This window comes from Streptomyces sp. SAS_281, from assembly GCF_052542855.1.
On the sequence record NZ_JBMNDO010000006.1, the window covers coordinates 79,590 to 101,838 of the forward strand.

Annotated in this window: 21 protein-coding genes and 2 pseudogenes; 16 read left to right on the forward strand and 7 right to left on the reverse strand. The window is 73.3% G+C overall.

All coding sequences use genetic code 11. From position 1 onward, the window contains the following. The first annotated feature begins 75 nt into the window (after positions 1 to 75). Positions 76 to 2,496, forward strand: a complete 2,421-nt coding sequence (locus ACN6LM_RS04340; protein WP_445063921.1) for a right-handed parallel beta-helix repeat-containing protein — start codon at positions 76 to 78, stop codon at positions 2,494 to 2,496. Here ACN6LM_RS04340 and ACN6LM_RS04345 read toward each other — a convergent pair. Beyond that, a pseudogene (locus ACN6LM_RS04345) lies at positions 2,469 to 4,750 on the reverse strand (hypothetical protein); the annotation flags it as partial. The gene ACN6LM_RS04340 and the pseudogene ACN6LM_RS04345 sit on opposite strands and share 28 nt — an antisense overlap. 240 nt (positions 4,751 to 4,990) lie before the next feature. Here ACN6LM_RS04345 and ACN6LM_RS04350 point away from each other — a divergent pair. Then, positions 4,991 to 5,824, forward strand: coding sequence for a DeoR/GlpR family DNA-binding transcription regulator (locus ACN6LM_RS04350; RefSeq protein ID WP_445063922.1), 834 nt, complete (start codon positions 4,991 to 4,993; stop codon positions 5,822 to 5,824). Between the two features lie 49 nt (positions 5,825 to 5,873). Further along, a complete protein-coding gene (locus ACN6LM_RS04355) occupies positions 5,874 to 6,326 on the forward strand; it encodes an SRPBCC family protein (protein WP_445063923.1) in 453 nt (150 codons plus the stop codon). Positions 6,327 to 6,330: 4 nt separating this feature from the next. On the opposite strand, the gene cds1 is transcribed toward ACN6LM_RS04355, so the two are convergent. Then, a complete protein-coding gene (gene cds1 / locus ACN6LM_RS04360; protein ID WP_445063924.1) occupies positions 6,331 to 7,467 on the reverse strand; it encodes an L-cysteine desulfhydrase Cds1 in 1,137 nt (378 codons plus the stop codon). 227 nt (positions 7,468 to 7,694) lie between these two features. On the opposite strand from cds1, the gene ACN6LM_RS04365 reads away from it, so the two are divergent. The 6 genes from ACN6LM_RS04365 (at position 7,695) to ACN6LM_RS04390 (ending at position 11,313) form a co-directional block, all read left to right on the forward strand. After that, positions 7,695 to 8,036 (forward strand): hypothetical protein, encoded by a 342-nt coding sequence (locus ACN6LM_RS04365; RefSeq protein WP_445063925.1) that lies wholly within the window; start codon positions 7,695 to 7,697, stop codon positions 8,034 to 8,036. 187 nt (positions 8,037 to 8,223) lie between these two features. Continuing rightward, positions 8,224 to 8,742, forward strand: a complete 519-nt coding sequence (locus ACN6LM_RS04370; RefSeq protein ID WP_445063926.1) for an ATP-binding protein — start codon at positions 8,224 to 8,226, stop codon at positions 8,740 to 8,742. Between the two features lie 96 nt (positions 8,743 to 8,838). After that, positions 8,839 to 9,399, forward strand: coding sequence for a TetR/AcrR family transcriptional regulator (locus tag ACN6LM_RS04375; protein ID WP_445063927.1), 561 nt, complete (start codon positions 8,839 to 8,841; stop codon positions 9,397 to 9,399). 30 nt (positions 9,400 to 9,429) lie between these two features. Beyond that, positions 9,430 to 9,828, forward strand: coding sequence for a (R)-mandelonitrile lyase (locus tag ACN6LM_RS04380; protein WP_445063928.1), 399 nt, complete (start codon positions 9,430 to 9,432; stop codon positions 9,826 to 9,828). 10 nt (positions 9,829 to 9,838) lie between these two features. Further along, positions 9,839 to 10,420: a DUF4865 family protein gene (locus ACN6LM_RS04385; RefSeq protein ID WP_445063929.1), complete on the forward strand. Its 582-nt coding sequence runs from the start codon at positions 9,839 to 9,841 to the stop codon at positions 10,418 to 10,420. Then, positions 10,414 to 11,313 carry a phosphotriesterase family protein gene (locus ACN6LM_RS04390; RefSeq protein ID WP_445063930.1) on the forward strand — a complete coding sequence of 300 codons (900 nt, stop codon included), beginning with the start codon at positions 10,414 to 10,416 and terminating at the stop codon, positions 11,311 to 11,313. The genes ACN6LM_RS04385 and ACN6LM_RS04390 overlap by 7 nt, the downstream gene beginning before the upstream one ends. A gap of 6 nt (positions 11,314 to 11,319) precedes the next feature. On the opposite strand, the gene ACN6LM_RS04395 is transcribed toward ACN6LM_RS04390, so the two are convergent. Next, entirely contained in the window at positions 11,320 to 12,534 is a 1,215-nt protein-coding gene (locus tag ACN6LM_RS04395; protein WP_445063931.1) for an ROK family protein, read from the reverse strand. Positions 12,535 to 12,785: 251 nt separating this feature from the next. Between ACN6LM_RS04395 and ACN6LM_RS04400 the strand changes: the two are divergent. The 3 genes and pseudogenes from ACN6LM_RS04400 (at position 12,786) to ACN6LM_RS04410 (ending at position 15,192) form a co-directional block, all read left to right on the forward strand. Further along, positions 12,786 to 13,945, forward strand: a pseudogene (locus tag ACN6LM_RS04400) (MFS transporter). Positions 13,946 to 14,024: 79 nt separating this feature from the next. After that, entirely contained in the window at positions 14,025 to 14,390 is a 366-nt protein-coding gene (locus ACN6LM_RS04405; protein ID WP_445063932.1) for an SCO4225 family membrane protein, read from the forward strand. 46 nt (positions 14,391 to 14,436) lie between these two features. Then, positions 14,437 to 15,192, forward strand: coding sequence for a maleylpyruvate isomerase family mycothiol-dependent enzyme (locus ACN6LM_RS04410; RefSeq protein ID WP_445063933.1), 756 nt, complete (start codon positions 14,437 to 14,439; stop codon positions 15,190 to 15,192). A gap of 12 nt (positions 15,193 to 15,204) precedes the next feature. Here the strand turns inward: ACN6LM_RS04410 and ACN6LM_RS04415 are convergent, their stop codons facing one another. Then, positions 15,205 to 15,918, reverse strand: a complete 714-nt coding sequence (locus ACN6LM_RS04415) for a TetR/AcrR family transcriptional regulator (protein WP_445063934.1) — start codon at positions 15,916 to 15,918, stop codon at positions 15,205 to 15,207. Between the two features lie 142 nt (positions 15,919 to 16,060). Between ACN6LM_RS04415 and ACN6LM_RS04420 the strand changes: the two genes are divergently transcribed. Further along, positions 16,061 to 16,567: a nitroreductase/quinone reductase family protein gene (locus ACN6LM_RS04420; RefSeq protein WP_445063935.1), complete on the forward strand. Its 507-nt coding sequence runs from the start codon at positions 16,061 to 16,063 to the stop codon at positions 16,565 to 16,567. On the opposite strand, the gene ACN6LM_RS04425 is transcribed toward ACN6LM_RS04420, so the two are convergent. Continuing rightward, entirely contained in the window at positions 16,564 to 17,778 is a 1,215-nt protein-coding gene (locus ACN6LM_RS04425) for a geranylgeranyl reductase family protein (RefSeq protein WP_383300891.1), read from the reverse strand. The genes ACN6LM_RS04420 and ACN6LM_RS04425 overlap by 4 nt on opposite strands. 184 nt (positions 17,779 to 17,962) lie before the next feature. Between ACN6LM_RS04425 and ACN6LM_RS04430 the strand changes: the two genes are divergently transcribed. Together ACN6LM_RS04430 and ACN6LM_RS04435 are read left to right on the forward strand one after the other, a co-directional pair. Further along, positions 17,963 to 19,327, forward strand: coding sequence for a dipeptidase (locus ACN6LM_RS04430; protein WP_445063936.1), 1,365 nt, complete (start codon positions 17,963 to 17,965; stop codon positions 19,325 to 19,327). Between the two features lie 89 nt (positions 19,328 to 19,416). Further along, on the forward strand, positions 19,417 to 20,127 hold the full coding sequence (locus ACN6LM_RS04435) for an MBL fold metallo-hydrolase (RefSeq protein ID WP_445063937.1): 711 nt from the start codon (positions 19,417 to 19,419) through the stop codon (positions 20,125 to 20,127). Here ACN6LM_RS04435 and ACN6LM_RS04440 read toward each other — a convergent pair. Next, a complete protein-coding gene (locus ACN6LM_RS04440) occupies positions 20,086 to 21,123 on the reverse strand; it encodes an NUDIX domain-containing protein (RefSeq protein ID WP_445063938.1) in 1,038 nt (345 codons plus the stop codon). The genes ACN6LM_RS04435 and ACN6LM_RS04440 overlap by 42 nt on opposite strands. Before the next feature lie 110 nt (positions 21,124 to 21,233). Next, on the reverse strand, positions 21,234 to 21,500 hold the full coding sequence (locus tag ACN6LM_RS04445; protein ID WP_445063939.1) for a hypothetical protein: 267 nt from the start codon (positions 21,498 to 21,500) through the stop codon (positions 21,234 to 21,236). Between the two features lie 165 nt (positions 21,501 to 21,665). Here ACN6LM_RS04445 and ACN6LM_RS04450 point away from each other — a divergent pair, with 165 nt between their 5' ends. Then, positions 21,666 to 22,223 carry an excalibur calcium-binding domain-containing protein gene (locus ACN6LM_RS04450; protein WP_445063940.1) on the forward strand — a complete coding sequence of 186 codons (558 nt, stop codon included), beginning with the start codon at positions 21,666 to 21,668 and terminating at the stop codon, positions 22,221 to 22,223. Positions 22,224 to 22,249 lie beyond the last annotated feature (26 nt).

A 22,249-nucleotide genomic window follows, 5' to 3' on the forward strand; every position in this document is an offset into this window, starting at 1 on the left:
GACCCCGGCTGGTCGCTGCCGCGAGGCCGGTGACACGGGCATCACACACGCACGAGGCGGGGGCACGACAGCGCCATGGCACAGGGCACGGTCCAGGTGACGCACACCGGCACATCGCGGTGGCGGCGCCGCACGGGCGAATACGCCTCCCTCACCGCGGCGCTCGAAGCGGCGGCGGACGGTGATGTGCTCACCGTCGCGCCCGGCACCTACCGGGAGAACCTGGTCATCGCCCGCGCGGTCACGCTGCGCGGCCCCGAGGGCTCCGTCGGCTCGGTGCGCATCGCCCCCGCCGACGGGGTGCCGCTGACGCTGCGCGCCTCCGCCGTCGTCCAGGACCTCCATGTGGAGGGGCAGGACTCCGCGGCCCCGGCCGTGCTCGTCGAGGACGGCGCACCGGAGATAGCGGACGTGCGGATCGTGACCCGCTCGGCGGCGGGCGTCGAGGTGCGCGGCGCGGCCCGGCCCACCGTGCGCCGGTGCACCGTCGACAATCCGGCCGGCGTCGGCATCGCCGTGCTCGACGGAGCGGGCGGGGTGTTCGAGGAGTGCGAGATCGTCTCGGCCGGGCAGTCCGGGGTCGCCGTGCGCGACGGCGGACACCCCCGGCTGGAGCGCTGCCGGGTCCATCACGCCTCGGGCGCGGGCCTGTCCGTCACCGGCGAGGCCAGCGGCCTGGAGGCGCTGGGCTGCGAGGTGTACGAGATCAAGGGCAGCGGGATCCAGGTGACGGCCCGCGCCTCCGCCCATCTCACCGACTGCACGGTGCACCGCACCTCGGCGGACGGCGTCACGCTGGACACCGACGCGGTGCTGACGCTCGCCGACTGCGACATCCACGACATCCCGGAGAACGCGGTGGATCTGCGTTCGCGGGCGGTGCTGACGCTGACCCGCTCGACCGTGCGCCGCTTCGGCCGCAACGGGCTCTCGGTGTGGGACCCCGGCACCCGGGTCGACGCCAACCAGTGCGAGATCCACGACAGTACGGGCGACTACCCGGCAGTCTGGGTCAGCGACGGGGCGACGGTGATACTGGATTCCTGCCGGGTCCACGACGTGCCGGACGCCCTGTTCGTCCTGGACCGGGGCTCGCGCGCCGATGTCGTGGACAGCGATCTCTCCCAGGTCCGCAACACCGCCGTCTCGGTCAGCGACGGGGCGACCGCGCAGCTGGACGACTGCCGCATCCGGGAGGCGTCGACCGGCGCGTGGTTCCGCGACCACGGCAGCGGCGGCACCCTGAACAACTGCACCGTCGACGCCGTGCAGACGGGCGTGATCGTCACCAAGGGCGCCGACCCGGTGATCGAGCGGTGCACGGTGACCTCTCCCGCCGAGGCCGGGTTCTATGTGTCCGCCGAGGGCCGGGGGACGTTCAGCGGCTGCCGCGTCACCGGCAGCGAGGGGTACGGCTTCCATGTGATGGAGGGCTGCCGGACGACGCTCACCCGGTGCCGCACCGAGCGGTGCGCGCGCGGCGGTTACGAGTTCCCCGAGGGCACCGGCCCGGAGGGCGGCGGGGGGAGCGGGCCGGTCGTGGAGGACTGCACGAGCGACGAGAGCGGGCTGCGCACCGCCACTCCCCCGGCCCCGGTCCTGACGGCCACGCAGACCTCGCCCGGCCTGCTCGGTACCGTCCCCGCCCCGCGCCCCGTGGAACCGGCGCCGCCCGCCGAGCCCGTGCGCACCTCGGGGGAGGTCCTGGGCGAGCTCGACGCGCTGGTCGGTCTGGACAGCGTCAAGCGGGAGGTGCGGGCGCTCACGGACATGATCGAGGTGGGGCGCAGGCGCCGGGAGGCGGGCCTCAAGGCCGCGTCGGTCCGCCGCCATCTGGTCTTCACCGGCTCCCCGGGTACCGGCAAGACCACGGTGGCCCGGCTGTACGGCGAGATCCTGGCCGCGCTCGGGGTGCTGGAGCGGGGCCATCTGGTCGAGGTGTCCCGGGTCGACCTGGTCGGTGAGCACATCGGCTCCACGGCGATCCGTACGCAGGAGGCGTTCGACCGGGCGCGCGGCGGGGTGCTGTTCGTGGACGAGGCGTACGCGCTGTCGCCCGAGGACTCCGGAAGGGACTTCGGCCGGGAGGCGATCGACACCCTGGTGAAGCTGATGGAGGACCACCGGGACGCTGTGGTGGTCATCGTCGCCGGGTACACCCAGGAGATGGAGCGGTTCCTGACGGTCAATCCCGGGGTCGCGTCCCGCTTCTCGCGGACCATCACGTTCAGCGACTACGAGCCGTCCGAGCTGCTGCGGATCGTCGAGCAGCAGTCCCAGGAGCACGAGTACCACCTGGCGTCGGGCACCGGTGAGGCGCTGCTGAAGTACTTCGCGGAGCTGCCCAGGGGGGCGGCCTTCGGCAACGGGCGTACCGCTCGCCAGACCTTCGAGTCGATGGTCGAGCGGCACGCCGGCCGGGTCGCCCAGCTCGCGGAGCCGAGCACGGACGACCTCACTCTGCTGTATCCGGAGGACCTCCCGGAACTGCCCTGACGTCCTCGCCGACGGGTTCCGCCTGCTGGGGCAGCACGGGGGCGAGCCGTTCCAGGAGGGCGGCGCGCTCCTCGGCGAAGACGGGGTCGGCCTGGTAGTCGGAGTGGCCGAGCACCGGCTCGGGCAGCGGGTGTTCGGGCGTCCGTCCGTAGACCAGCGGGTCCTTGAGCGGGCCCCGGTCGACCTCGGGGCCGGAGTCCTCGCCGAGCCGGATCTCGCCGCCGATGGGGTCGGTGGCCCGCCACAGATTGCGCCAGCAGTGCACGGAGCGGTGCAGCCCGTGGAGCTGCCCGGCCCCGAAGTACGCCGGGAACCAGCGGGCGTAGAGCCGTTCGATCGGCGATCCGTACGTGAGCAGGGCGACCCGGGAGCGGGTGCGGGCGGGCAGCTGCCAGACCGCGGCGGCCGCGAGGACACTGCCCTGGGAGTGGCCGGAGATGACGAGCCGGCCCCGGGTGCGGCCGGTCCAGCCGGACATCCGGGAGGCCAGGTCGGGCACGGCGCGCTCCGCGTAGCAGGGCGGGGCGAAGGGGTGGGCGGCGCGCGGCCAGAACGTACCGACGTCCCAGAGGATGCCGATCGTGCGCCGGGCGGACGCGTCCCGGTAGGCCCGTCTCCCGCAGGCGACGAAGACGAGGAAGCCGAAGCCGATCAGCCAGGAGCCGGTCGACTGGGCCGCCTCGGCCACCGATTCGACGAACGGGCCGCTGCCGTCCAGCGCGAGTCCGGGGACCTCGCCGGTGGCCCAGGACCCGGCCACCGCCCCCGCGCCCAGGAACAGGGTGGCTCCGGAGACGATCCCCACCATGCCGGGCGCCGAGTCGGTGAGCGCGGCCGTGGCCCGGATGCGGGCGATCCGCTGGGTCCGGGCCGGGTCGGGGAACGGCTCCCCGTACTCCGCGTCGACCACGGGTTCCAGCCTGCGGGCCGCCAGCCAGGTCCGTACGCCGAGGACGGCGCCCGGCACCAGGAGGAGCAGGAGGAGGACGGGGATGACCGACGCCTGCCAGCTGAGCAGCACCGGTGGTCCCTCTATCAACGCGCTGCGCCCCATGCCCGGGCTGCCGGGTCCGTCGAGCCAGTCGGCGACGCGCTGGGCGACGCCGCCGGTCATCACGCCGCCGAGCGCACAGGCGAGCATCGCGACGGCCGGTCCGCCGAGTCCGCGCAGGACGGTGCGCGGCTCCGGGCAGCACCGGTACAGGTAGAGGGAGATCGCCGCGAGGAGGACCACCAGGATGCCCTCGGCGACGGTGACCGCCCGGAACAGCGTGGTGTCGCCGGGAAGCCTCCCGGACGAGGTCCAGCCGGGGCGCGGCCAGGCGGCGTGGACGGCGGCGAGGACGAGGAGGGCCAGCGCGGCGCCGGGCAGCCAGGTGATGACCGCCCGGTCGAGCCGGTTGTCGAGGCGCCGTTCGCTGCGGCCCCGGCGGCAGACCACCCAGATCACGACGAGGAGCCCGATGGCGAGGGCCCCTTCGATGAGCCGGCCGAGGAGCGGGGCGACCGGTCCCGGGACGGCGCGGTCGTGGCGGGCGGCGGCCTCCGTGACGGCCGCGGTGACGGTGAGGAAGCCGGCCGCGGTGTGGGCGGCGCGCAGCCGGGCGACGAGGCGGCGCCCGTACCAGAATCCCGGCCGTCCGAGCGCGGGGCGGACCGGGTGGGCCGCGGGCGCGGGACCGTCGTCCTCCATGTCGTCCGGGTCCGCCTCGGTCAGCGGGCGCTGGGACTCGTAGGCGCTCCAGGTGCGGTTGGACAGGAACCAGAGCAGCCCGACCAGCGCGGTCGGCACCAGCGCGGCCAGTGCGAGGCGGCGGCCGGGCAGGGACCACCAGCCGCCCTGCTCGGCGGAGAGGAAGCCGAGCCAGGAGCGCTTCTCGGAGCAGGCGGCGACGCCCGCGCACTGCCAGGCGGTGAGGTCGAGGGCGACCTCGCAGGCGGCGGCGGTCAGGAGCACGGTGAGGCTGAGCGCGACGAGTCGTACGAGGACGCCGTACAGCCGGATCGCGCGGGGGCGGCGCCGGGCGGTGGGGCGCATCCAGTGGGCGAGGTTGATCACCATGAACGGGAGCAGCAGCAGCCACAGCGCGCGGGAGCCGTTGCCGGAGGTGAGGTTGGACCAGCAGTACGCCTCGGCGATGGGCTTGTCGCGGTACCTCTCGGGGTGCTGTTCGGCGTCGATGTCGGTGGAGCGCCGGTAGATGGCCGCGGTGGTGTCGCCGGTGACCCGGACCGTGCGCGGGTCGACCAGCATTTCCTGGGGGGTGGTCCCGCCCACGCCGTGGACCAGTAATTCCAGCGCGGGACCGGGGCTGCGCGGGGCAGGGGTGGGAGGGGGCACGTGCGTCTCGCTCTCGCAGGGGGAAGGCGGCTGAGGGCCGGTCACCGTTACTGACGAATGTCCCCCGGGCGGGGGCCGGCGACACCGCGCATGGCAGGATGAGTCCGTCGATACGGACTCCTGTACGGCCAGACGGAAGGGCGAGGCCCGGCGTTGAGCGAGAATCAGAATCTGCTCGCGGAGCAGCGGCGCGCGCTGATCCTTGACGAGGTGCGCCGGCGCGGCGGGGTCCGGGTCAACGAGCTGACCCGGAAGCTGAACGTCTCGGACATGACCGTCCGCCGGGATCTGGACGCGCTGGCCCGGCAGGGTGTGATCGAGAAGGTGCACGGCGGTGCCGTCCCGGTGGTCGAGGCGAGCACGCACGAGCCCGGTTTCGAGGCGAAGTCGACGCTGGAGCTCAGCGCCAAGGAGGACATCGCCCGGGCCGCCGCCGCGATGGCCGTGCCCGGCAGTGCGATCGCCCTGTCCGGGGGCACCACGACGTACGCGCTGGCCCAGCACCTGCTGGAGGTGCCGGACCTGACGGTCGTGACGAATTCGGTGCGGGTCGCGGACGTGTTCCACGCGGCGCAGCGGCCCGGCGCTCCGGGCGGCCGGCCGGGTGCGGCGACCGTCGTCCTCACCGGCGGGGTGCGTACGCCGTCCGATTCACTGGTCGGCCCGGTCGCGGACCGGGCGATCGCGGCGCTCCACTTCGACGTGCTGTTCCTCGGGGTCCACGGGATCTCGGTGGAGGCGGGGCTGTCCACGCCGAATCTCGCGGAGGCGGAGACGAACCGCCGGTTCGTGCGGTCGGCGCGCCGGGTGGTGGTGGTCGCCGACCACACCAAGTGGGGCACGGTGGGCCTCAGCTCGTTCGCCTCGCTGGACGAGGTGAGCACGCTCGTCACGGACGCCGGGCTGCCCGCCGGTGCGCGGGCGGAGATCGAGGAGCGTCTGCCGGGGCTGCTGGTGGCGGGTGACGAGGGGCCCGCTGAGGGCTGAGGCATTCCGCTCCGCTCGCGGCGAGGCCTCCACGCCCTAGGATCTCGGTGTGGCCGTGTTCCGGATCGAGCGTTTCACCTCCTTGCCCGCAGCCGAGTCCTGGCGCCGGGTGACGGACTGGGAGCGGCATGCCGCGCAGGTTCCGCTGACCACGATCACGGTGCCGACGGGGCTGCCGACCCGGGTCGGGACGGTGTTCGTGGCGCGCACCGGGGTGGGTCCGCTGGCGTTCGACGATCCGATGGAAGTGGTCCGCTGGTCGCCACCGGCCGGGAGCCGGGCGGGGATGTGCCGGCTGGAGAAGCGCGGCCGGGTGGTACGGGGCCGCGCGTCCATCGACGTGTATCCGAACCGGGCCGGCTCCCATGTGGTGTGGGTGGAGGAGCTGAGCGTACGGCTGCTGCCGCGCTGGGCCGACCCGGTGCTGGCCGGTGCCGGGAAGCGGGTGTTCGGCAGGGTGCTCGACGCCATGCTGGACCGCCCGGCGGGCCGGTACGGCTGAGGGTTCACGCCTCCGGCCAGCCGCCGGTGGCCAGGAACCGCTCGATGGTCCGGGTGTACGGGGCGATGTCGAGGCCCTGCGCGGCCAGCCAGGAGTCGGAGTAGTACTTGTCGAGGTAGCGGTCGCCGGGGTCGCAGATCAGGGTGACGACGCTCCCCCGCTCGCCCCGGGCGACCATCTCGGCGATCAGTTTGAAGGCGCTCCACAGACCGGTTCCGGTGGAGCCGCCGGCCTTGCGCCCGATGGCGCGTTCCAGGGCGCGCACGGCGGCGACGCTCGCCGCGTCCGGGACCTTCATCATCCGGTCGATCGCGCCGGGGACGAAGCTGGGCTCCATGCGGGGCCGGCCGATGCCCTCGATGCGGGAGCCGCAGTCGCTGGTGGCGTGCGGGTCGTGGTGGGTCCAGCCGTCGAAGAAGCAGGAGTTCTCCGGGTCGGGCACGCAGATCCGGGTGTCGTGCTGCATGTAGTGCACATAGCGCGCGATGGTCGCCGAGGTGCCGCCGGTGCCGGCGGTGGCGACGATCCAGGCGGGCTCGGGATAGCGTTCGAGCCTCAGCTGCTGGTAGACGGACTCCGCGATGTTGTTGTTGCCCCGCCAGTCGGTGGCCCGCTCGGCGTAGGTGAACTGGTCCATGTAATGGCCACCGGTCTCGGCGGCGAGCCGCGCCGATTCCTCGTACATCCGGCGCGAGTCGTCCACGAAGTGGCAGCGCCCGCCGTGGAATTCGATGAGCCGGCACTTCTCCGGGCTGGTGGTGCGGGGCATGACGGCGATGAACGGAACGCCGATCAGTTTGGCGAAGTACGCCTCCGAGACGGCGGTCGAACCGCTCGACGCCTCGATGACCGGTTTGCCCGGTCTGATCCAGCCGTTGCAGAGCCCGTAGAGGAAGAGCGAACGCGCCAGCCGGTGCTTGAGGCTGCCGGTGGGGTGGGTCGACTCGTCCTTGAGGTAGAGGTCGATGCCCCAGCTCTCCGGGAGCGGGAAGAGCAGCAGATGGGTGTCGGCGGAGCGGTTGGCGTCGGCCTGGACCTTGCGGACGGCCTCCTTGAGCCAGGCGCGGTAGGCCGGATCCGAACGGTCGATGTCGACGGTCGGCGCGGCTGCGCCGCCGTGCCCGTGCTCAGTGGTGTCCATCTGCGCGCTTCTCCTCGTACGACCGGTCTCGGCGGGCCCACGATATGCCCCCCACCTGCACAAACGTTGACTTTGATGGTCCATAGCAGTGCCTTGGTGTCGCGGCCGGGTCCCCCGCGCCCCCGCACGGCCCGAATGCGCCGTTTACGTACCGTCCCGCTCTGGTGTGCACGCCCCGCGATGGGCACACTTCGTCTCAGAGGCATGACGAAGGGGGCGAAGAGGCCATGTCGGAAACGGAGTTCGGCGCGAGGCGTGTGACGGAGTTCAGTGCGACCGGTGTGCGGATCGACCGGTGGGCCCGCTCGGTCACCAGGGCGGGGCAGGTGACCGTGAAGGACGGCCGGGTGGCCCTCCTGACGAGTTACGGGCGGGAGATCGACAGCGCGCCGGTGGGCACGGTGAGCGCGGGCAGACCGTGGTTCGCGGGGGCGGACGCCACGGTGGCGCGGGTCAACGGAACGCGGTACCGGCTGACGATGCGGCGGCCGGACGGCAAACCCGGTGACGCGGCCCCCTCGCACCGGTTCCTGGAGGCGCTCTACAGCGCGGGAGGCCGCCGCTCCTGAGTCCGGTGGGGGGCGGGGACACCGCGAGTTGCGGAGCCGTATGCCCTGAGCGACATTGGAGTCACGTCACTCATGGTGTACCGGCGGTGACACTGTGATCCAGGCCGCCGGCCCGGACTCAGCAGCGAGCCATGTGCTGGATCCGTTTCTCCGTCTTCTTCCGGACCTATTTCGGGGAGTCGCAGCCGTGATCAGCGAGCCAAGCAGGCACTGCACGGTGGAGCTCCAGGCCCTGCCGTCGCGGATCGGTCAGGTCCGCAGAATCATCTCGGCGCAACTGCGCTACTGGCATCTCGATTCCCTGATCGACCAGACAGCGCTGGGCGTCACCGAGCTCCTCACCAACGTCCACCGGCACGCACAGCCGGACAAGTCATGCACCGTCGAGATCGAGTTGCTGCTCGAACGGCTCACGGTGTCCGTCCACGACCACGATCCACGGCTGCCGACCGTGCGCGAGGCCGACGACTCCAGTACGTCGGGTCGCGGGCTCGCGCTGATCGCCGCGGTCAGCGAGAGCTGGGGGGTGCGCCCCCGGGGCGGCGCGGGGAAGGTCGTGTGGTTCACGCTTCCCGCCCCGGCCCCGCTCGCCCCGCCGTCCCATGTGGTGTACGGGGCGACCACCGATGGGCCGTTCGATCTGAGCGTCCTCAAGCGTCTGGACGGTTCACCGCCCTCGGCGTCGCGGTCGGCCGTGGTGGGCTGACGCGACAGGAGCGGGGCATCCCGGACCGGGGTGCCCCGCTCCTGTATGCGCGACAGCCGCTTCCGTTCTGTACCTACTAGTATGTACAGTCCGGGCATGAGCACTCCGGACCGTCTGATCGAAGCCACCCGGGAACTCCTGTGGGAGCGCGGTTACGTGGGCATGAGCCCCAAGGCCATCCAGCGGCACGCCGGGGTGGGCCAGGGCAGCATGTACCACCACTTCACCGGCAAACCCGGTCTGGCCCTCACCGCCATCCGCCGCACGGCCGACGAGCTGCGGGAGGCCGCGGAGCCGGTGCTCGACGCGCCCGGATCGGCGTACGAGCGGATCTCGGCCTATCTGCTGCGGGAGCGCGACGTGCTGCGCGGCTGCCCGGTGGGCCGGCTGACCATGGACCCGGACATCATCGCGAGCGACGAACTGCGGGAGCCGGTGGACGAGACCATCGCCTGGCTGCGCGGCAGGCTCTCCGGCATCGTCCGCGAGGGCGTCGACCGGGGTGAGTTCACCTCCGGCCTGGTACCCGAGGACATCGCCGCCTCGATCGTCGCGACGGTGCAGGGCGGCTACGTGCTGGCCCGCGCCTCGGGTTCGACGGACGCCTTCGACGCGGGCGTACGGGGACTGCTCAGCCTGCTCGCCCCGCCCGCCTGACCCATCGACCGCTTCAGGAGCAGCCGCAACATGCGCATCACCAGGAACCGCCCCGACACCGCATCGGGTCCCTCCGACCACTTCAACGGCACGGTGTGGCTCGACGAGATCGCCGCACCCGAACCGCCCTCCCGCCTGCGGATGTTCAGCGTGCACTTCGCACCGGGCGGCCACACCTCGTGGCACACCCACCCGCACGGCCAGGTCCTGCACGTCACCGAGGGCGAGGGCCTGGTGCAGCGCAGGGGCGGCCCGGTCGAGACGATCCGGGCCGGCGACACCGTGTGGATCGAGCCGGACGAGTGGCACTGGCACGGGGCGTCCCCCCGCACGTTCATGACCCATCTCGCCGCGGTCGAGGCCGCCGGGGACGGCTCCACCATCCACTGGCACACCGACACCGTCGTCGCCGACTACCCGGCGTCCTGAGGAGCCCTCGATGCATGCCATGCAGTACGAGATCACCCTGCCGGCCGATTACGACATGGGCGTCATACGCCACCGGGTGGCGACCAGGGGGCACCTCCTGGACGACTTCCCGGGCCTCGGGCTCAAGGCGTATCTGATGCGGGAGCGGGGCGAGGACTCCCCGGTCAACCAGTACGCGCCGTTCTACCTCTGGACCCGGCCCGAAGGCATGAACGCCTTCCTCTGGGGCTCCGGGTTCCAGGGCGTGGTCCAGGACTTCGGACGCCCCGCGGTACGGCACTGGACCGGACTCGCGTACGAGGAGGGGCCCGCGTCCTCCGCACTCCCCCGCTCGGCGACCCGCCACCGCTCGCCGGTACCGGCGTCGCTCTCCCCGGCGGAGGCGGTGGAAGCGGCCCTGGAGGTAAGCCGCCGGCTCGCGAAATCGCCGGGCGCCGTGGCCTCCGCGCTGGCGGCCGATCCGCACCACTGGGAGCTCCTGCACTTCACGCTCTGGGACCACGACGCCCCGGCCGCGCCCGGCGAGCGCTTCCAGGTGCTCCACCTCAGCCGCCCCGAGCAGGACCGGATCACGCGGGGCCGCCAGTGGTAGCCGTCGTCCGTACCGTCCTCGGTGACATCGCGCCCGGGCAGCTGGGGGTCTGCGACGCCCACGACCACCTCTTCCTGCGCAGCCCGGTGCTGCCCGGGCAGGAGCTGGACGACCCCGTGTCGGCGGCCGGCCGGCTCCGCGCCTTCCACGCGCTGGGCGGCCGGGCCGTCGTGCAGTGGACGCCGCACGGCATGGGTCGCGGGGCCGACGCCCTGGCCGCACTGTCCCGGACGACGGGCACGCACGTGGTCGCCGCCACGGGGCTGCACCAGGCTGCGCACTACCCGCCGGAACTGCTGGACCGCATCAAGGACGATCTCGCCGCGCTCTTCGTCGCCGAACTCACCGAGGGCATCGGTGCCACCGGGGTGCGTGCGGGCCTGATCAAGGTGGCCGGCGCCTTCCACACGCTCGACGCGCACGCCCGGCTCACCATGACCGCGGCGGCCGGGGCCCATCACCGCACCGGGGCGCCGATCGCCGTCCACCTGGAGCTGGGCACGGCCGCGCTCGACGTCCTGGAGCTGCTGTGCGGCGAGTTGGGCGTCCCGCCGCACCGGGTGGTCCTCGGCCACCTCGGCCGCTCCCCGGACGGGGCGGTGCAGCGGGAGGCGGCGCGGGCGGGCGCCTTCCTGGCGTTCGACGGGCCGTCACGGGCCAACCACGCGACGGACTGGCGGCTGCCGGAGGAACTGGCGGAGCTGGCCGGGGCGGGGTTCACCGGGCAGCTGCTGCTGGGCGGTGACACGACGGTCCCGGAGACCCCCGGCATGCCGTACCTGCTGCGCCGGCTGCGGCCCCGTCTCGGGGAGGTACTGGGCGCCGAGGCCATGGAGGCGGTACTGGTGGCGAATCCGGCGCGGGCGTTCGCGTTCGAGGCGCCGGGGGTCTGAACTGCTTCAGGCCAGCGCCACCAGCGGATCGTCCAGGACCGGCTGCCAGGCCAGTTCCGCCGCACCGACCAGGCTGTTGTGGTCGAGGGTGCAGGGCAGGATCGGCACGCTCCCGCTGCGGCCCCAGAGACTGCGGTCGGCCACGACCGCCCGCAGCCGCTCCGGGTCGGCGTCGAGCAGGGCGCGGAGCAGCCCGCCGAGGATGATCCGGTCCGGGTTGAGGATGTTGACGAGACCGGCGAGCCCCAGTCCGAGCCGGTCGATCAGTTCCTCGGCGGCGGTGCGCACGGCCGGGTCCCCGTACTCGTTGCGCAACAGGTCCCCGGACTGCTTGAGCAGCGACTCCTCGGGGCCCGGGGTGCGCCCGGCGGCGGTGAGGAAGGCGAGCGGGTCCGTCTCGACGTCCAGGCAGCCGCGCCCCCCGCAATGGCAGGGGCGGCCCTCGGGGTTGACGGTGAGGTGGCCGACCTCCAGGGCGAGCCCCGAACTCCCGGTGTGCAGGCGGCCGTCGAGAACGAGCGCCCCGCCCACGCCCCGGTGCCCGGTGGCGACGCACAGCAGGTGCTGGGCCTCGCGCCCGGCGCCGTGCCGGTGTTCGGCGAGCGCGGCGAGGTTGACGTCGTTGCCGGTGAACGCCGGTCCCCCGATGCCCGCTTCGCGTACGCAGGTGGCGAAGATCTCGCGGACCGGGGCGCCGGCGGGCCAGGCGATGTGGAGCGGGTTGAGGGCGGTGCCCTCCGGCTCGGCGACCGCCGACGGCACCGCGAGCCCGGCCCCGACGCACCGCAGCCCGCTGTCCCGGAGCAGCCGTGCGCAGTGGTCCACGACTTCGCCGATGACCTGGGCGGGATCGGCGGTGATGGTGACGCAGCCGGGGGCGGTCGCGACGAGGCGGCCGCCGAGGCCGACGAGCGCGGCGCGGAAGCCGTCGGCGTGCACCTGGGCGGCGACGGCCACCGGGCCGGACTCCCGTACGGCGAGCCGGTGCGAGGGCCGGCCCTGCGAACCCGCCGCCGAACCGGGGCTGGAGTCGACCCGGATGAGACCGAGGGCTTCCAGCTCCGCGGCGACCGCGCCCGCCGTCGCGCGGGTGACCCCCAGCTCGGAGGTGAGGACGGCACGCGTGGGCGCGCGTCCGGTGTGGACCAGTTCCAGGGCGGGTCCGAGCGCGCTGCGGCCCCTCTCCAACTTCGTCCGGGTGGTGGTCGCCTTGCCGTTCATGGGGGCGAGTCTCCCATGATCCGGAGGTTCCTCCGACGCCGTGGTGGCCGACGTGCCCCGGGTGACGGGCCCCCGCGCACTCCGGGGCCCAGCGCTTCGGGCCGGTCGGGGCAGCGGTCTTGCACCGGCCGCCGGGCCGCCCCTATGCTGAGTTTGTGCCGCAACTAAACAAACTGCGGACGGCACTCCCGGGGGGACTTGGCGGCAACACCGTCACGCTCTCGTCGGCCCGTCTCCGTACCGCGCTGACCGTGTTCTTCGCCCTCGACGGGTTCCTCTTCGCCGGCTGGGTGGTCCGCATCCCGGCCATCAAGCACCAGACCGGCGCCTCGGCCGCCACCCTCGGCCTCGCACTCCTCGGCGTCTCCGCCGGTGCCGTGGTCACCATGACGCTCACCGGCCGGCTCTGCCGCCGGTTCGGCAGCCACGCGGTGACCGTGGTCTGCGCGGTGCTCCTCTCCCTCAGCATCGCACTGCCCGCCCGAACGCACTCGGCGCTGTCGCTGGGGCTCGTGCTCCTGCTCTTCGGTGCCGCGTACGGCGGGGCGAACGTGGCGATGAACAGCGCCGCGGTGGACCTGGTCGCCGCTCTGCGCCGCCCCGTGATGCCCAGCTTCCACGCCGCGTTCAGCCTCGGCGGGATGCTCGGCGCGGGGCTCGGCGGGCTCGTCGCGGGCGGCCTCTCACCCACCGTCCACCTCTCCCTCCTGACCGGGATCGGACTGGTCGTCACCGCACTCGCGGGCCCGGTCCTCCTGCGTCACCCGGCGCCCGTGGCCCCGGAACCGGCGGACGCCCCGCCCGCGGGCCGGTCCGCGCAGCGGACGCCCCGCCCGCGGGCCGGTCCGCGCAGCGGCTGTCCGGGCGGGCGCGCAGGGTGGTGCTGCTGTTCGGCCTGATCGCGCTCTGCACCGCGTACGGCGAGGGCGCGCTGGCCGACTGGGGCGCCCTCCACCTGGAACAGGACCTGCACGCCCGTCCCGGGGTGGCCGCCGCCGGATACTCGCTGTTCGCGCTGGCCATGACGGCGGGCCGGCTCAGCGGCACCGCCCTCCTCGAACGGCTCGGGCAGACCCGCACGCTGGTGGCGGGCGGCGCCACGGCCGCCGCCGGGATGCTCCTGGGCGCGCTCGCCCCCACGGCCTGGCTGGCGCTGCTCGGCTTCGCGGTCACCGGGATCGGCCTCGCCAACATCTTCCCGGTGGCGGTCGGCCGGGCGGGCGAGCTGGCCGGACCCGGCGGGGTCGCGGCGGCCTCGACGCTCGGGTACGGCGGCATGCTGCTCGGGCCGCCCGCGATCGGGTTCCTGGCCGACTGGTTCTCGCTGCCGGTGGCCCTGACCACGGTGGCGGTGCTGGCCGGCGCGGCGGCGGCCCTGGGCTACGGCGCCCGCAAGGCGGCGCACACCTGACCGGATGAGTAGCGGTACTCAGGCAGGAACGATTCCCCCCGCGCACGATGGAGGAACAGCCATCCACGGGGAGCACACCATGAACAGGCCCGCACTCAGCCGGCGGACGAGCCGCGCGCTCGTCCGGCTCACCTTCGGGAACGCGGCGTCCCTGCTCTACCTGGGGGCGGTTGTCGCGGCGGCCGTCCTGGTCGCCGCGGACACCCTGTTCATCGCCCACGAGGACGCCTCGTTCGCCGGGGTCTGGCTGTTCCTGCTGGCGGCGCCGGCCGTCTTCGTGTTCCTGCTCGGCAGTTCGGCGGCCGGGGCGGAGTCCTTCGGCCCCGCCTGGTTCATGTACCTGGCGCTGACGGTGTCCGTGCTGGTGCAGTCGCTGGCGCTGGGCTGGTTCGTACAGCTGGTACGCGGCGGCGCCCGCCGGAAGATCCGTCCCCAGGGTGCCTGACCGGACCGCCCTCTCCGGGGCGCGCCCGGGTGGCACAATCCGGGCCATGGAGATCACGGAACACATAGCGGCCCTGGCCGCCGAAGGGCGCCTGCTGGCGGACGCGGCCGGCGAGGCGGGCACCGGGGCCCCGGTGCCGACCTGTCCCGACTGGCGGGTGCGCGATCTGCTCAGGCACACCGCGATGGTGCACGCCTGGGCCGCCGCCTTCGTACGCGAGGGGCACACCTCGTACGTCCCCGACGGCGGCGAACCGGAGCTGGACGGACCGGAGCTGCTGGCCCGCTTCCGCGAAGGGCACCAGCTCCTGGTGGAGGCACTGGAGAACGCGCCGCAGGACGTGGAGTGCTGGTCGTTCCTCCCCGCGCCCTCGCCACTCGCCTTCTGGGCCCGCCGCCAGGCCCATGAGACGACGATCCACCGGGTGGACGCCGAGTCCGCGCGCGGCGGCGGCCTCTCCGCCGTCGCGCCCGCCTTCGCGCTGGACGGCATCGACGAACTGCTGCGGGGGATGCACGCCCGTCCGAAGAGCCGGGTGCGCACCGGGACCCCGCGCACGCTGCGGGTCCGGGCGACGGACACGGACACGGCGTGGACCGTACGGCTGTCCGCCGAGCCGCCGGCGGCGGTGCGCGAGGAGGGACCGGCCGGGGCATCGGCCGTGGACTGCGAGCTGAGCGCGCCGGCCGGGACGCTCTACCTCGCCCTGTGGAACCGGCTCCCGCTGTCCGCCCTGACGGTGACGGGCGACGAGGAGCCGGCGCGGATCTGGCGCGAGAACTCCTCGATCACCTGGTCCTGACGCCGTACCGGCTCAGCCGCGCCGGCCCAGGAGGCCCACTGTGCGGGCCAGTTCCGTGACCGCTTGGCGGAAGAAGACCTCGCGGGCCTCCACCACCCGGTTGAACTGGCCGAACACCTCGAAGGAGATCAGCCCGAACAGCTGCGCCCAGGCCGCGACGAGCGGGGCGGCCACCGCCGGAGCGAGCCCCGGAGCCACGTCCGCGGCGAGCCGTTCGGCCTCCGGGCGCAGCTCGTCCGGGAGCGGCGGAAGCGCCAGGCCCTCGTCGCGGCGGGCCTCCTCCACGATGGCGATGAGCACCATGCCGACGCGCGCCGCGGGGCCGACGGTGTCCTGCGGGGCGGCGTATCCGGGCACGGGCGAGCCGTAGATGAGCGCGTACTCGTGGGGGTGGGCCAGTGCCCAGTCGCGTACGGCGCAGCCGACGGCGACCCAGCGGGTGAGACCGGCGGCGGGGAGGCCGGGCTCCCCGGCGGCGGCGCGGTGGGCACGCTCGGCGGCCTCCCCGACCGCGTCGTACGCGTCGACGATCAGAGCGGTCAGCAGGTCGTCCCGGCTGGGGAAGTAGCGGTAGAGGGCCGAGGAGGCCATGCCCAGTTCGCGCGCGACGGCGCGCAGCGACAGCTTTGCCGCGCCCTCGGCGGCGAGCTGTTTCCTCGCCTCGTCCTTGATGGCGGCGGTGACCTCGATACGGGCCCGTTCCCTGGCTCCCCGGATAGCGCTCATGGGCCCCAGTCTGCCATGCGTGCAGAGCAGCGACCAATAACGAGAGCAGTGCTCTTGCTTTTGAGCAACGCTCCCTGCACACTGATCTCAAGCGAGAGCACTGCTCTCGGAAACGCTTTCTCCTCCGTGGGGGTCACACACCATGTCTCCGTCGCAGACGCAGCCGTACTACCTGCAGGGCAGCCCGCTCAACGTCCGCTTCAACAGCCTCGTCGGCTGGCTCGCGCGGCACGGAATCAGCCTGCTCGGCTCGCAGGAGCTGTCGGTGCGGGGCCGCAAGAGCGGCCGGATGCAGCGCGTCCCGGTCAACCCGCACCAATACGAGGGTGTGGGGTACCTGGTCTCCGCCCGCGGCCACTCGCAGTGGGTGCGCAACATGCGGGCGGCGGGCGGCGGGGAGTTGCGCCGCGGCCGCCGGACGCGGGCCTTCTCGGCCGTGGAGATCGCGGACGACGCGCACAAGGCGGCCGTCCTCCGCACCTACCTGGAGCGGTGGGGCTGGGAGGTCGACCAGTACTTCCGGGGCGTCACGGCGAAGTCCACGGACGCCGAGATCCTGGCGGCCTGCCCGGACCACCCCGTCTTCCGGATCGCCGACGAGGGGTGGAGCGCCGGACGGCGCGTCAGCCCTCGGAATCCGGCGTTCTAACGGTCCATCGCCGAGAGCGCCCGCTGGGCCAGCGGGTGCGAACGGACCAGCTCGGCCAGCGAGGTCGTGCCACGCGTGATACCCGCGAACGCGTTCCATGCCGGGCGGAAACCCGTGAGAACCGCGTGCAGCAGGCCCGGGCGCCGCTCGAACAGCTTCAGCATGCGCCGGCCCACGCTCATCTCGACACCGAGACCGGCCTTGATGGCGAAGGCGTAGTTGAGCGCCTGGCGGCGGGCGTCCACCGCGTCGTGCGCCTCGGCGACGCGTACCGCCCACTCACCGGCGAGCCGTCCCGAACGCAGCGCGAAGGAGATTCCCTCGCGGGTCCACGGCTCCAGCAGCCCGGCCGCGTCACCGCACACCAGCACCCGGCCGCGCGAGAGCGGCGAGTCCTCGCTGCGGCAGCGCGTCAGGTGGCCCGAGGAGATCCTGGGCTCGAATCCGGCGAGGCCGAGCCGTGCGACGAAGTCCTCCAGATACCGCTTGGTGCCGGCGCCGTCGCCGCGCGCGGAGATCACGCCGACCGTCAGGGTGTCGCCCTTGGGGAAGACCCAGCCGTAACTGCCGGGCATCGGGCCCCAGTCGATGAGGACACGGCCCGCCCAGTCCTCCGCGACGGTGGGCGGCACCGGGATTTCCGACTCCAGGCCCAGGTCGACCTGGTCGAGCTTCACCCCGACGTGCGCTCCTATCCGCCCGGCGCTGCCGTCGGCTCCGACCACCGCGCGGGCCAGGACGGTCTCGCCGCCGGACAGCACGACCGCGACCGTGCGCCGGTCGGGCACCGCGGCGCCGTGCTGCTCCACCCGCGAGACGGTCGCGCCGGTGCGCAGTTCGGCCCCGGCCTTCTGCGCCTGCTCGACGAGCCCCGCGTCGAACTCGGGGCGGTTGATGAGGCCGAAGAGCATCCGCTTGGAGCGGCGGGTGCGCGCCAGCCTGCCGTTGAGCGAGAAGGTGACCGCGTGGATCCGGTCCCGCAGGGGCAGTTCGAACCCGGGCGGCAACGCGTCGCGCGAGTATCCGATGATGCCGCCGCCGCACGTCTTGTAACGGGGCAGCTCCGCCTTCTCCAAGAGCAGTACCTTACGGCCGGCGACGGCCGCCGCGTATGCCGCGGAGGCTCCCGCCGGTCCGGCGCCGACTACGACGACGTCCCACACGGACGACTCTTCGTGCTCATGTCCGGCGTCTGCGTTCTCGCTGCTCACGATGTGCTTCTGCTCCCGATCCGACCAGTGGCCCAAGCTGCTCACGGCATCCTACGGCGCGTTCTGGCCGAGATCCGCTGTGGGAGGATCGGCCGAGTCTCCGACGTACCCGCGACGCCGCACTCCAGGCGGGCGAGTGACCGGAAACGTACACATAACGTCGCACCCACCAGGAGCGTGCCCCATGACCGGCCATCCGATTCCCGAGACCGTCGCCTCACTGATGCCCCGCGCCAAGGCGGAGCTGACCGAGCTGGTGGCCTTCCAGTCGGTGGCGGACCCCGCGGTCTATCCGAAGAGCGAGTGCGAGGGCGCCGCCGAGTGGGTCGCCGCCGCCCTGCGCACCGACGGCTTCCAGGACGTGGCCCTGCTCGACACGCCGGACGGCACCCAGTCCGTCTACGGCTTCCTGCCCGGTCCGGCGGGCGCTCCGACCGTGCTGCTCTACGCGCATTACGACGTGCAGCCGCCGCTGGACGAGGCCGCCTGGATCTCCCCGCCGTTCGAGCTGACGGAACGTGACGGGCGCTGGTTCGGCCGGGGGGCGGCCGACTGCAAGGGCGGCTTCATCATGCATCTCCTCGCCCTGCGCGCGCTGAAGGCGGACGGCGGGGTCCCCGTCTCGGTCAAGGTGATCGTGGAGGGTTCGGAGGAGCAGGGCACCGGGGGTCTGGAGCGGTACGCCGAGGCGCACCCCGGGCTGCTGGCGGCCGACACCATCGTGATCGGTGACACCGGCAACTTCCGGGTGGGGCTGCCGACCGTCACCTCGACGCTGCGCGGCATGACGATGCTGCGGGTCCAGCTCGACACCCTGGAGGGCAACCTCCACTCGGGCCAGTTCGGCGGCGCCGCGCCCGACGCGCTCGCCGCGATGATCCAGCTGCTCGCCTCGCTGCGCGCCGAGGACGGCTCGACCACGGTCGACGGCCTGACCGCGGACGAGGAGTGGGACGGACTGCAGTACCCGGAGGAGGAGTTCCGGAAGGACGCCAAGGTCCTCGACGGGGTCGGGCTCATCGGCACCGGCACGGTCGCCGACCGGATCTGGGCGCGGCCCGCCGTCACCGTGATCGGCGTCGACTGCCCGGCCGTGGTCGGCGCGACGCCCTCCGTGCAGGCGAGCGCCCGTGCGCAGATCAGTCTGCGGGTGCCGCCGGGCCAGGACGCGGAGCAGGCCACGAAGCTCCTGACCGCGCACCTTCTCGCGCACGCCCCGTGGGGTGCGAAGGTCTCGGTCGAGCAGGTCGGCCAGGGGCAGCCGTTCCGCGCGGACATCGGGAGCCCGGCGTACACCGCGATGGCCGACGCCATGCGGGTCGCGTACCCGGGCCAGGAGATGCAGTCCTCCGGCATGGGCGGCTCGATCCCGCTGTGCAACACGCTGGCCGGGCTGTACCCGGAGGCGGAGATCCTGCTGATCGGGCTCAGCGAGCCGGAGGCGCAGATCCACGCGGTGAACGAGAGCGTGTCGCCCGACGAGCTGGAGCGGCTGTCCGTGACCGAGGCCCTGTTCCTGCGCAACTACGCGGCATCGAAGGCGGTCTGAGTCCTCGTCGGGCCGGCTACGCGTTGAGCGAAGCTCGCCGAGAGCGTAGATCCGTGCGGTGGCCGTCCGCCGCCGCTTACGTTCGCCGCATGGATCTCGTAGAAGTGCTTCCGCAGTTGCACATGTTCCGCTTCCCGATCGGCCAGGCGTACCTCTGGCGCGACGGGACGGAGCTGACCCTGATCGACGCGGGCGACGTGAACGCGGCACCCGCCATCGAGGAGGCGGTGCGCGGTCTCGGCCACGACCCCGCCGGCATCGCCCGGATCGTCATCACTCACGGCCACCGGGACCACTACGGCGCCGCCCAGGAGCTGGCCGACCGCCACGGTGCCGAGATTCTGGCGCACCGGCTGGACGCGCCGGTGATCCGGGGCGAGGAGGAGGTCGGGGAGCCGGTGCTCCTGGACTGGGAACGCCCGCTGTACGAGCACGCGCTGACGGTTCCCCCGGCGCCTGCGACCCGGGTCGACACCGAGCTGTCCGACGGGGCGGTGCTGCCGTTCGGGGGCGGGGCGCGGGTGGTCCACTCCCCCGGTCACACGCCCGGCTCCATCGGTGTGCATCTGCCTGGGCACGGCGTGCTGTTCACGGGCGACTGCGTGGCCGGGGTGGGGCAGGTGATGCTGGGCGTCTTCAACATCGACCGGAAGCAGGCCGTGGCCTCGTTCCGGCGGCTGGCCGCGCTGGAGCCGGCCACGGTCTGCTTCGGCCACGGCGACCCCCTCACCGAGGACGCCGCCGCGGTCCTGCGGGCCTCAGCCGACGGGGACACCGGCCTCCAGGTTGAGCACGGCTGAGCGTTCGCGGGCCCGCAGCGCCCAGCGCAGCCGCTCGTAGCGGGTGGGCGGCAGCAGGGTGGCCGCCTCCGCCTCGGTGACGAACCGCCAGCCGCGCAGCTCGGAGCCGGGGAGCAGCAGTCGTTCCGCGTCCGCCCGGGGCAGCAGCCCGCCGTCGAAGAGGAGGCGCAGACCTCCGTACCCGGGCGGGTCGGGCGCCTCCCAGTCGATGACGAGCAGCTTGGGCACCCGTTCGAGCTGGATGCCGATCTCCTCGGCCACCTCCCGGATGCCGGCCTGGGCCGGGGCCTCGCCGGCCTCCACGACGCCGCCGGGGAACTCCCAGCCGGGCTTGTACGTGGGATCGACGAGCAGGAACCGGTCGTGCTCGTCGAAGAGGAGCACCCCGGAGGCGACGGTCTCCGCGGTGGGCTCCGGGGTCTGAACGATCTCGCAGGCGGGGGCGGCGCCGGTACGTACCGCCTCCGCGATCCGCTCGGCCGTCTCGCGCGGGGTGAGCGCGCTGTTGTCGATGGTGTGGGCGTCCCCGGTGATCCAGCCGAGGGCCGATCGGTACGGCTCGATCCGGTCGTACGCCCAGCGGCCGGTCGGGTCCACACCCTCCGCGTCGCCCGGGTACTGCGCCCGGTGGGCGATGCGGGTGCGCAGGATCGTTTCCTCGGGCGAGAGCAGCACATGGCGCACCGGTATGCGCCGGGCGGCGAGGCCGCCGAAGATCTCGTCGCGGTACTCCTGCCGCAGGAGGGTCATCGGCACGACGAGGACTCCGCCCAGCTCGGCGAGGAGCGCTGCGGCGGTGTCCACCACGAGGCGCCGCCAGATCGGCAGGTCCTGGAAGTCCGTCACCTCGGCCAGTTTCTTCTGGGGCAGCAGGCTTCCGAGCCCCGTCCCGGTGAGTTCCGGGTCGTACAAGGTGCTGTTCGGGATCAGATCGATCAGTTCACGCGCGGCGCTGGTCTTTCCGGCGCCGAACGCACCGTTGATCCAGACGATCACGGTTCCCCCTCTTCCGTAGCAGCCCCCTGTGGCTTGCCCGCAACACCCTGCCGCGAAAACCCGCCCGAGGCGATGCGTTGCGCGGACGGGACGACGGGGCCGTCCACGGGCTACGGCGTATCGCCCCGCCAGTCCCACTTGTCCGGCTCGTCCGGGCGCGGCCCGTACTCCGCGCGGCCTCCCGGTCCGTACGCGCCGATCTCGGTGACCAGGGCGGAGCCGTCCGCGAGGGCCACCGGTGTCCACCCCGTGACGTCGAGGAGCAGTCCGTCCAGCGGCCCGCCGACCAGTTCGCGGTACTCGTGGCCGGGCCGTGGGCCCGGGTCGGGGTCGTCGTGGTCGGCGCCGTACACCCGCCGTCGCATGATCTCGTCCATGCACGCAGGATCGCACCCGCCACTGACAACGGCGGGCCCGCGCGGACCGTGGCGAGACACCGGCTTCACATGAGGGTCACAACTCCATCACTTGCGGAGGATTGGCCTCCCACGCGTTCGGCGCCCCGGCTACGGTCGTCCCTCCACGCAACTTCTGGGGGTCACATGTCGCACAACCCTCCGCCACAGCCGCCTCCCTGGGGGCCGCCGCCGCAGCCGTCCCCGTTCGGCCCCCGGGGACCGGGCGCCCCCGGGGGTGGCGCGCCCCGCTGGGCGAGGAAACGAATCGTCATCCCGGCGGCGGCCGTCCTGTTCCTCATCGGTGTGGGCATGGGCGCCGCGGGCGGGGATTCCGGTTCGGGCCGGACGGAGGCCGCGGCGAAGTCCTCGCCCGCGCCGGCCGTCACCGCCACGGTGTCGGTCACGCCCCCGCCGGAGCCCGCTGTGACCGAGACGGTCACGGCGAGCCCCAAGGCGGTGCCGACGGTCACGAAGACGAAGACCGTCAAGGTCACCGTCGCGCCCGAGGCCCCCGCAGGCGGCTCCGACGACTCCGCTTCGGACGATTCGGGTTCGAGCGGCGGGAACTCGGGAGGCGGCGGCTCCGCGTACTACGCCAACTGCACCGCCGTGCGCGCGGCCGGCGCGGCCCCGATCCACCGGGGCGACCCGGGGTACGGCCGGCACCTCGACCGCGACGGGGACGGCGTGGCCTGCGAATAGGACGTGATGACGGTGCCCGGCCGTTC

Excerpts from the sequence above, each read along its gene's own strand:
- ACN6LM_RS04415 (WP_445063934.1), bottom strand. The coding sequence starts at position 15,918 with ATGAGCGCTATCCGGGGAGCCAGGGAACGGGCCCGTATCGAGGTCACC.
- ACN6LM_RS04430 (WP_445063936.1), top strand. The coding sequence starts at position 17,963 with ATGACCGGCCATCCGATTCCCGAGACCGTCGCCTCACTGATGCCCCGC.
- ACN6LM_RS04375 (WP_445063927.1), top strand. The coding sequence starts at position 8,839 with ATGAGCACTCCGGACCGTCTGATCGAAGCCACCCGGGAACTCCTGTGG.
- ACN6LM_RS04445 (WP_445063939.1), bottom strand. The coding sequence starts at position 21,500 with ATGGACGAGATCATGCGACGGCGGGTGTACGGCGCCGACCACGACGAC.
- ACN6LM_RS04380 (WP_445063928.1), top strand. The coding sequence starts at position 9,430 with ATGCGCATCACCAGGAACCGCCCCGACACCGCATCGGGTCCCTCCGAC.
- ACN6LM_RS04450 (WP_445063940.1), top strand. The coding sequence starts at position 21,666 with ATGTCGCACAACCCTCCGCCACAGCCGCCTCCCTGGGGGCCGCCGCCG.
- cds1 (WP_445063924.1), bottom strand. The coding sequence starts at position 7,467 with ATGGACACCACTGAGCACGGGCACGGCGGCGCAGCCGCGCCGACCGTC.
- ACN6LM_RS04340 (WP_445063921.1), top strand. The coding sequence starts at position 76 with ATGGCACAGGGCACGGTCCAGGTGACGCACACCGGCACATCGCGGTGG.
- ACN6LM_RS04395 (WP_445063931.1), bottom strand. The coding sequence starts at position 12,534 with ATGAACGGCAAGGCGACCACCACCCGGACGAAGTTGGAGAGGGGCCGC.
- ACN6LM_RS04385 (WP_445063929.1), top strand. The coding sequence starts at position 9,839 with ATGCATGCCATGCAGTACGAGATCACCCTGCCGGCCGATTACGACATG.
- ACN6LM_RS04405 (WP_445063932.1), top strand. The coding sequence starts at position 14,025 with ATGAACAGGCCCGCACTCAGCCGGCGGACGAGCCGCGCGCTCGTCCGG.
- ACN6LM_RS04420 (WP_445063935.1), top strand. The coding sequence starts at position 16,061 with ATGTCTCCGTCGCAGACGCAGCCGTACTACCTGCAGGGCAGCCCGCTC.
- ACN6LM_RS04410 (WP_445063933.1), top strand. The coding sequence starts at position 14,437 with ATGGAGATCACGGAACACATAGCGGCCCTGGCCGCCGAAGGGCGCCTG.
- ACN6LM_RS04365 (WP_445063925.1), top strand. The coding sequence starts at position 7,695 with ATGTCGGAAACGGAGTTCGGCGCGAGGCGTGTGACGGAGTTCAGTGCG.
- ACN6LM_RS04435 (WP_445063937.1), top strand. The coding sequence starts at position 19,417 with ATGGATCTCGTAGAAGTGCTTCCGCAGTTGCACATGTTCCGCTTCCCG.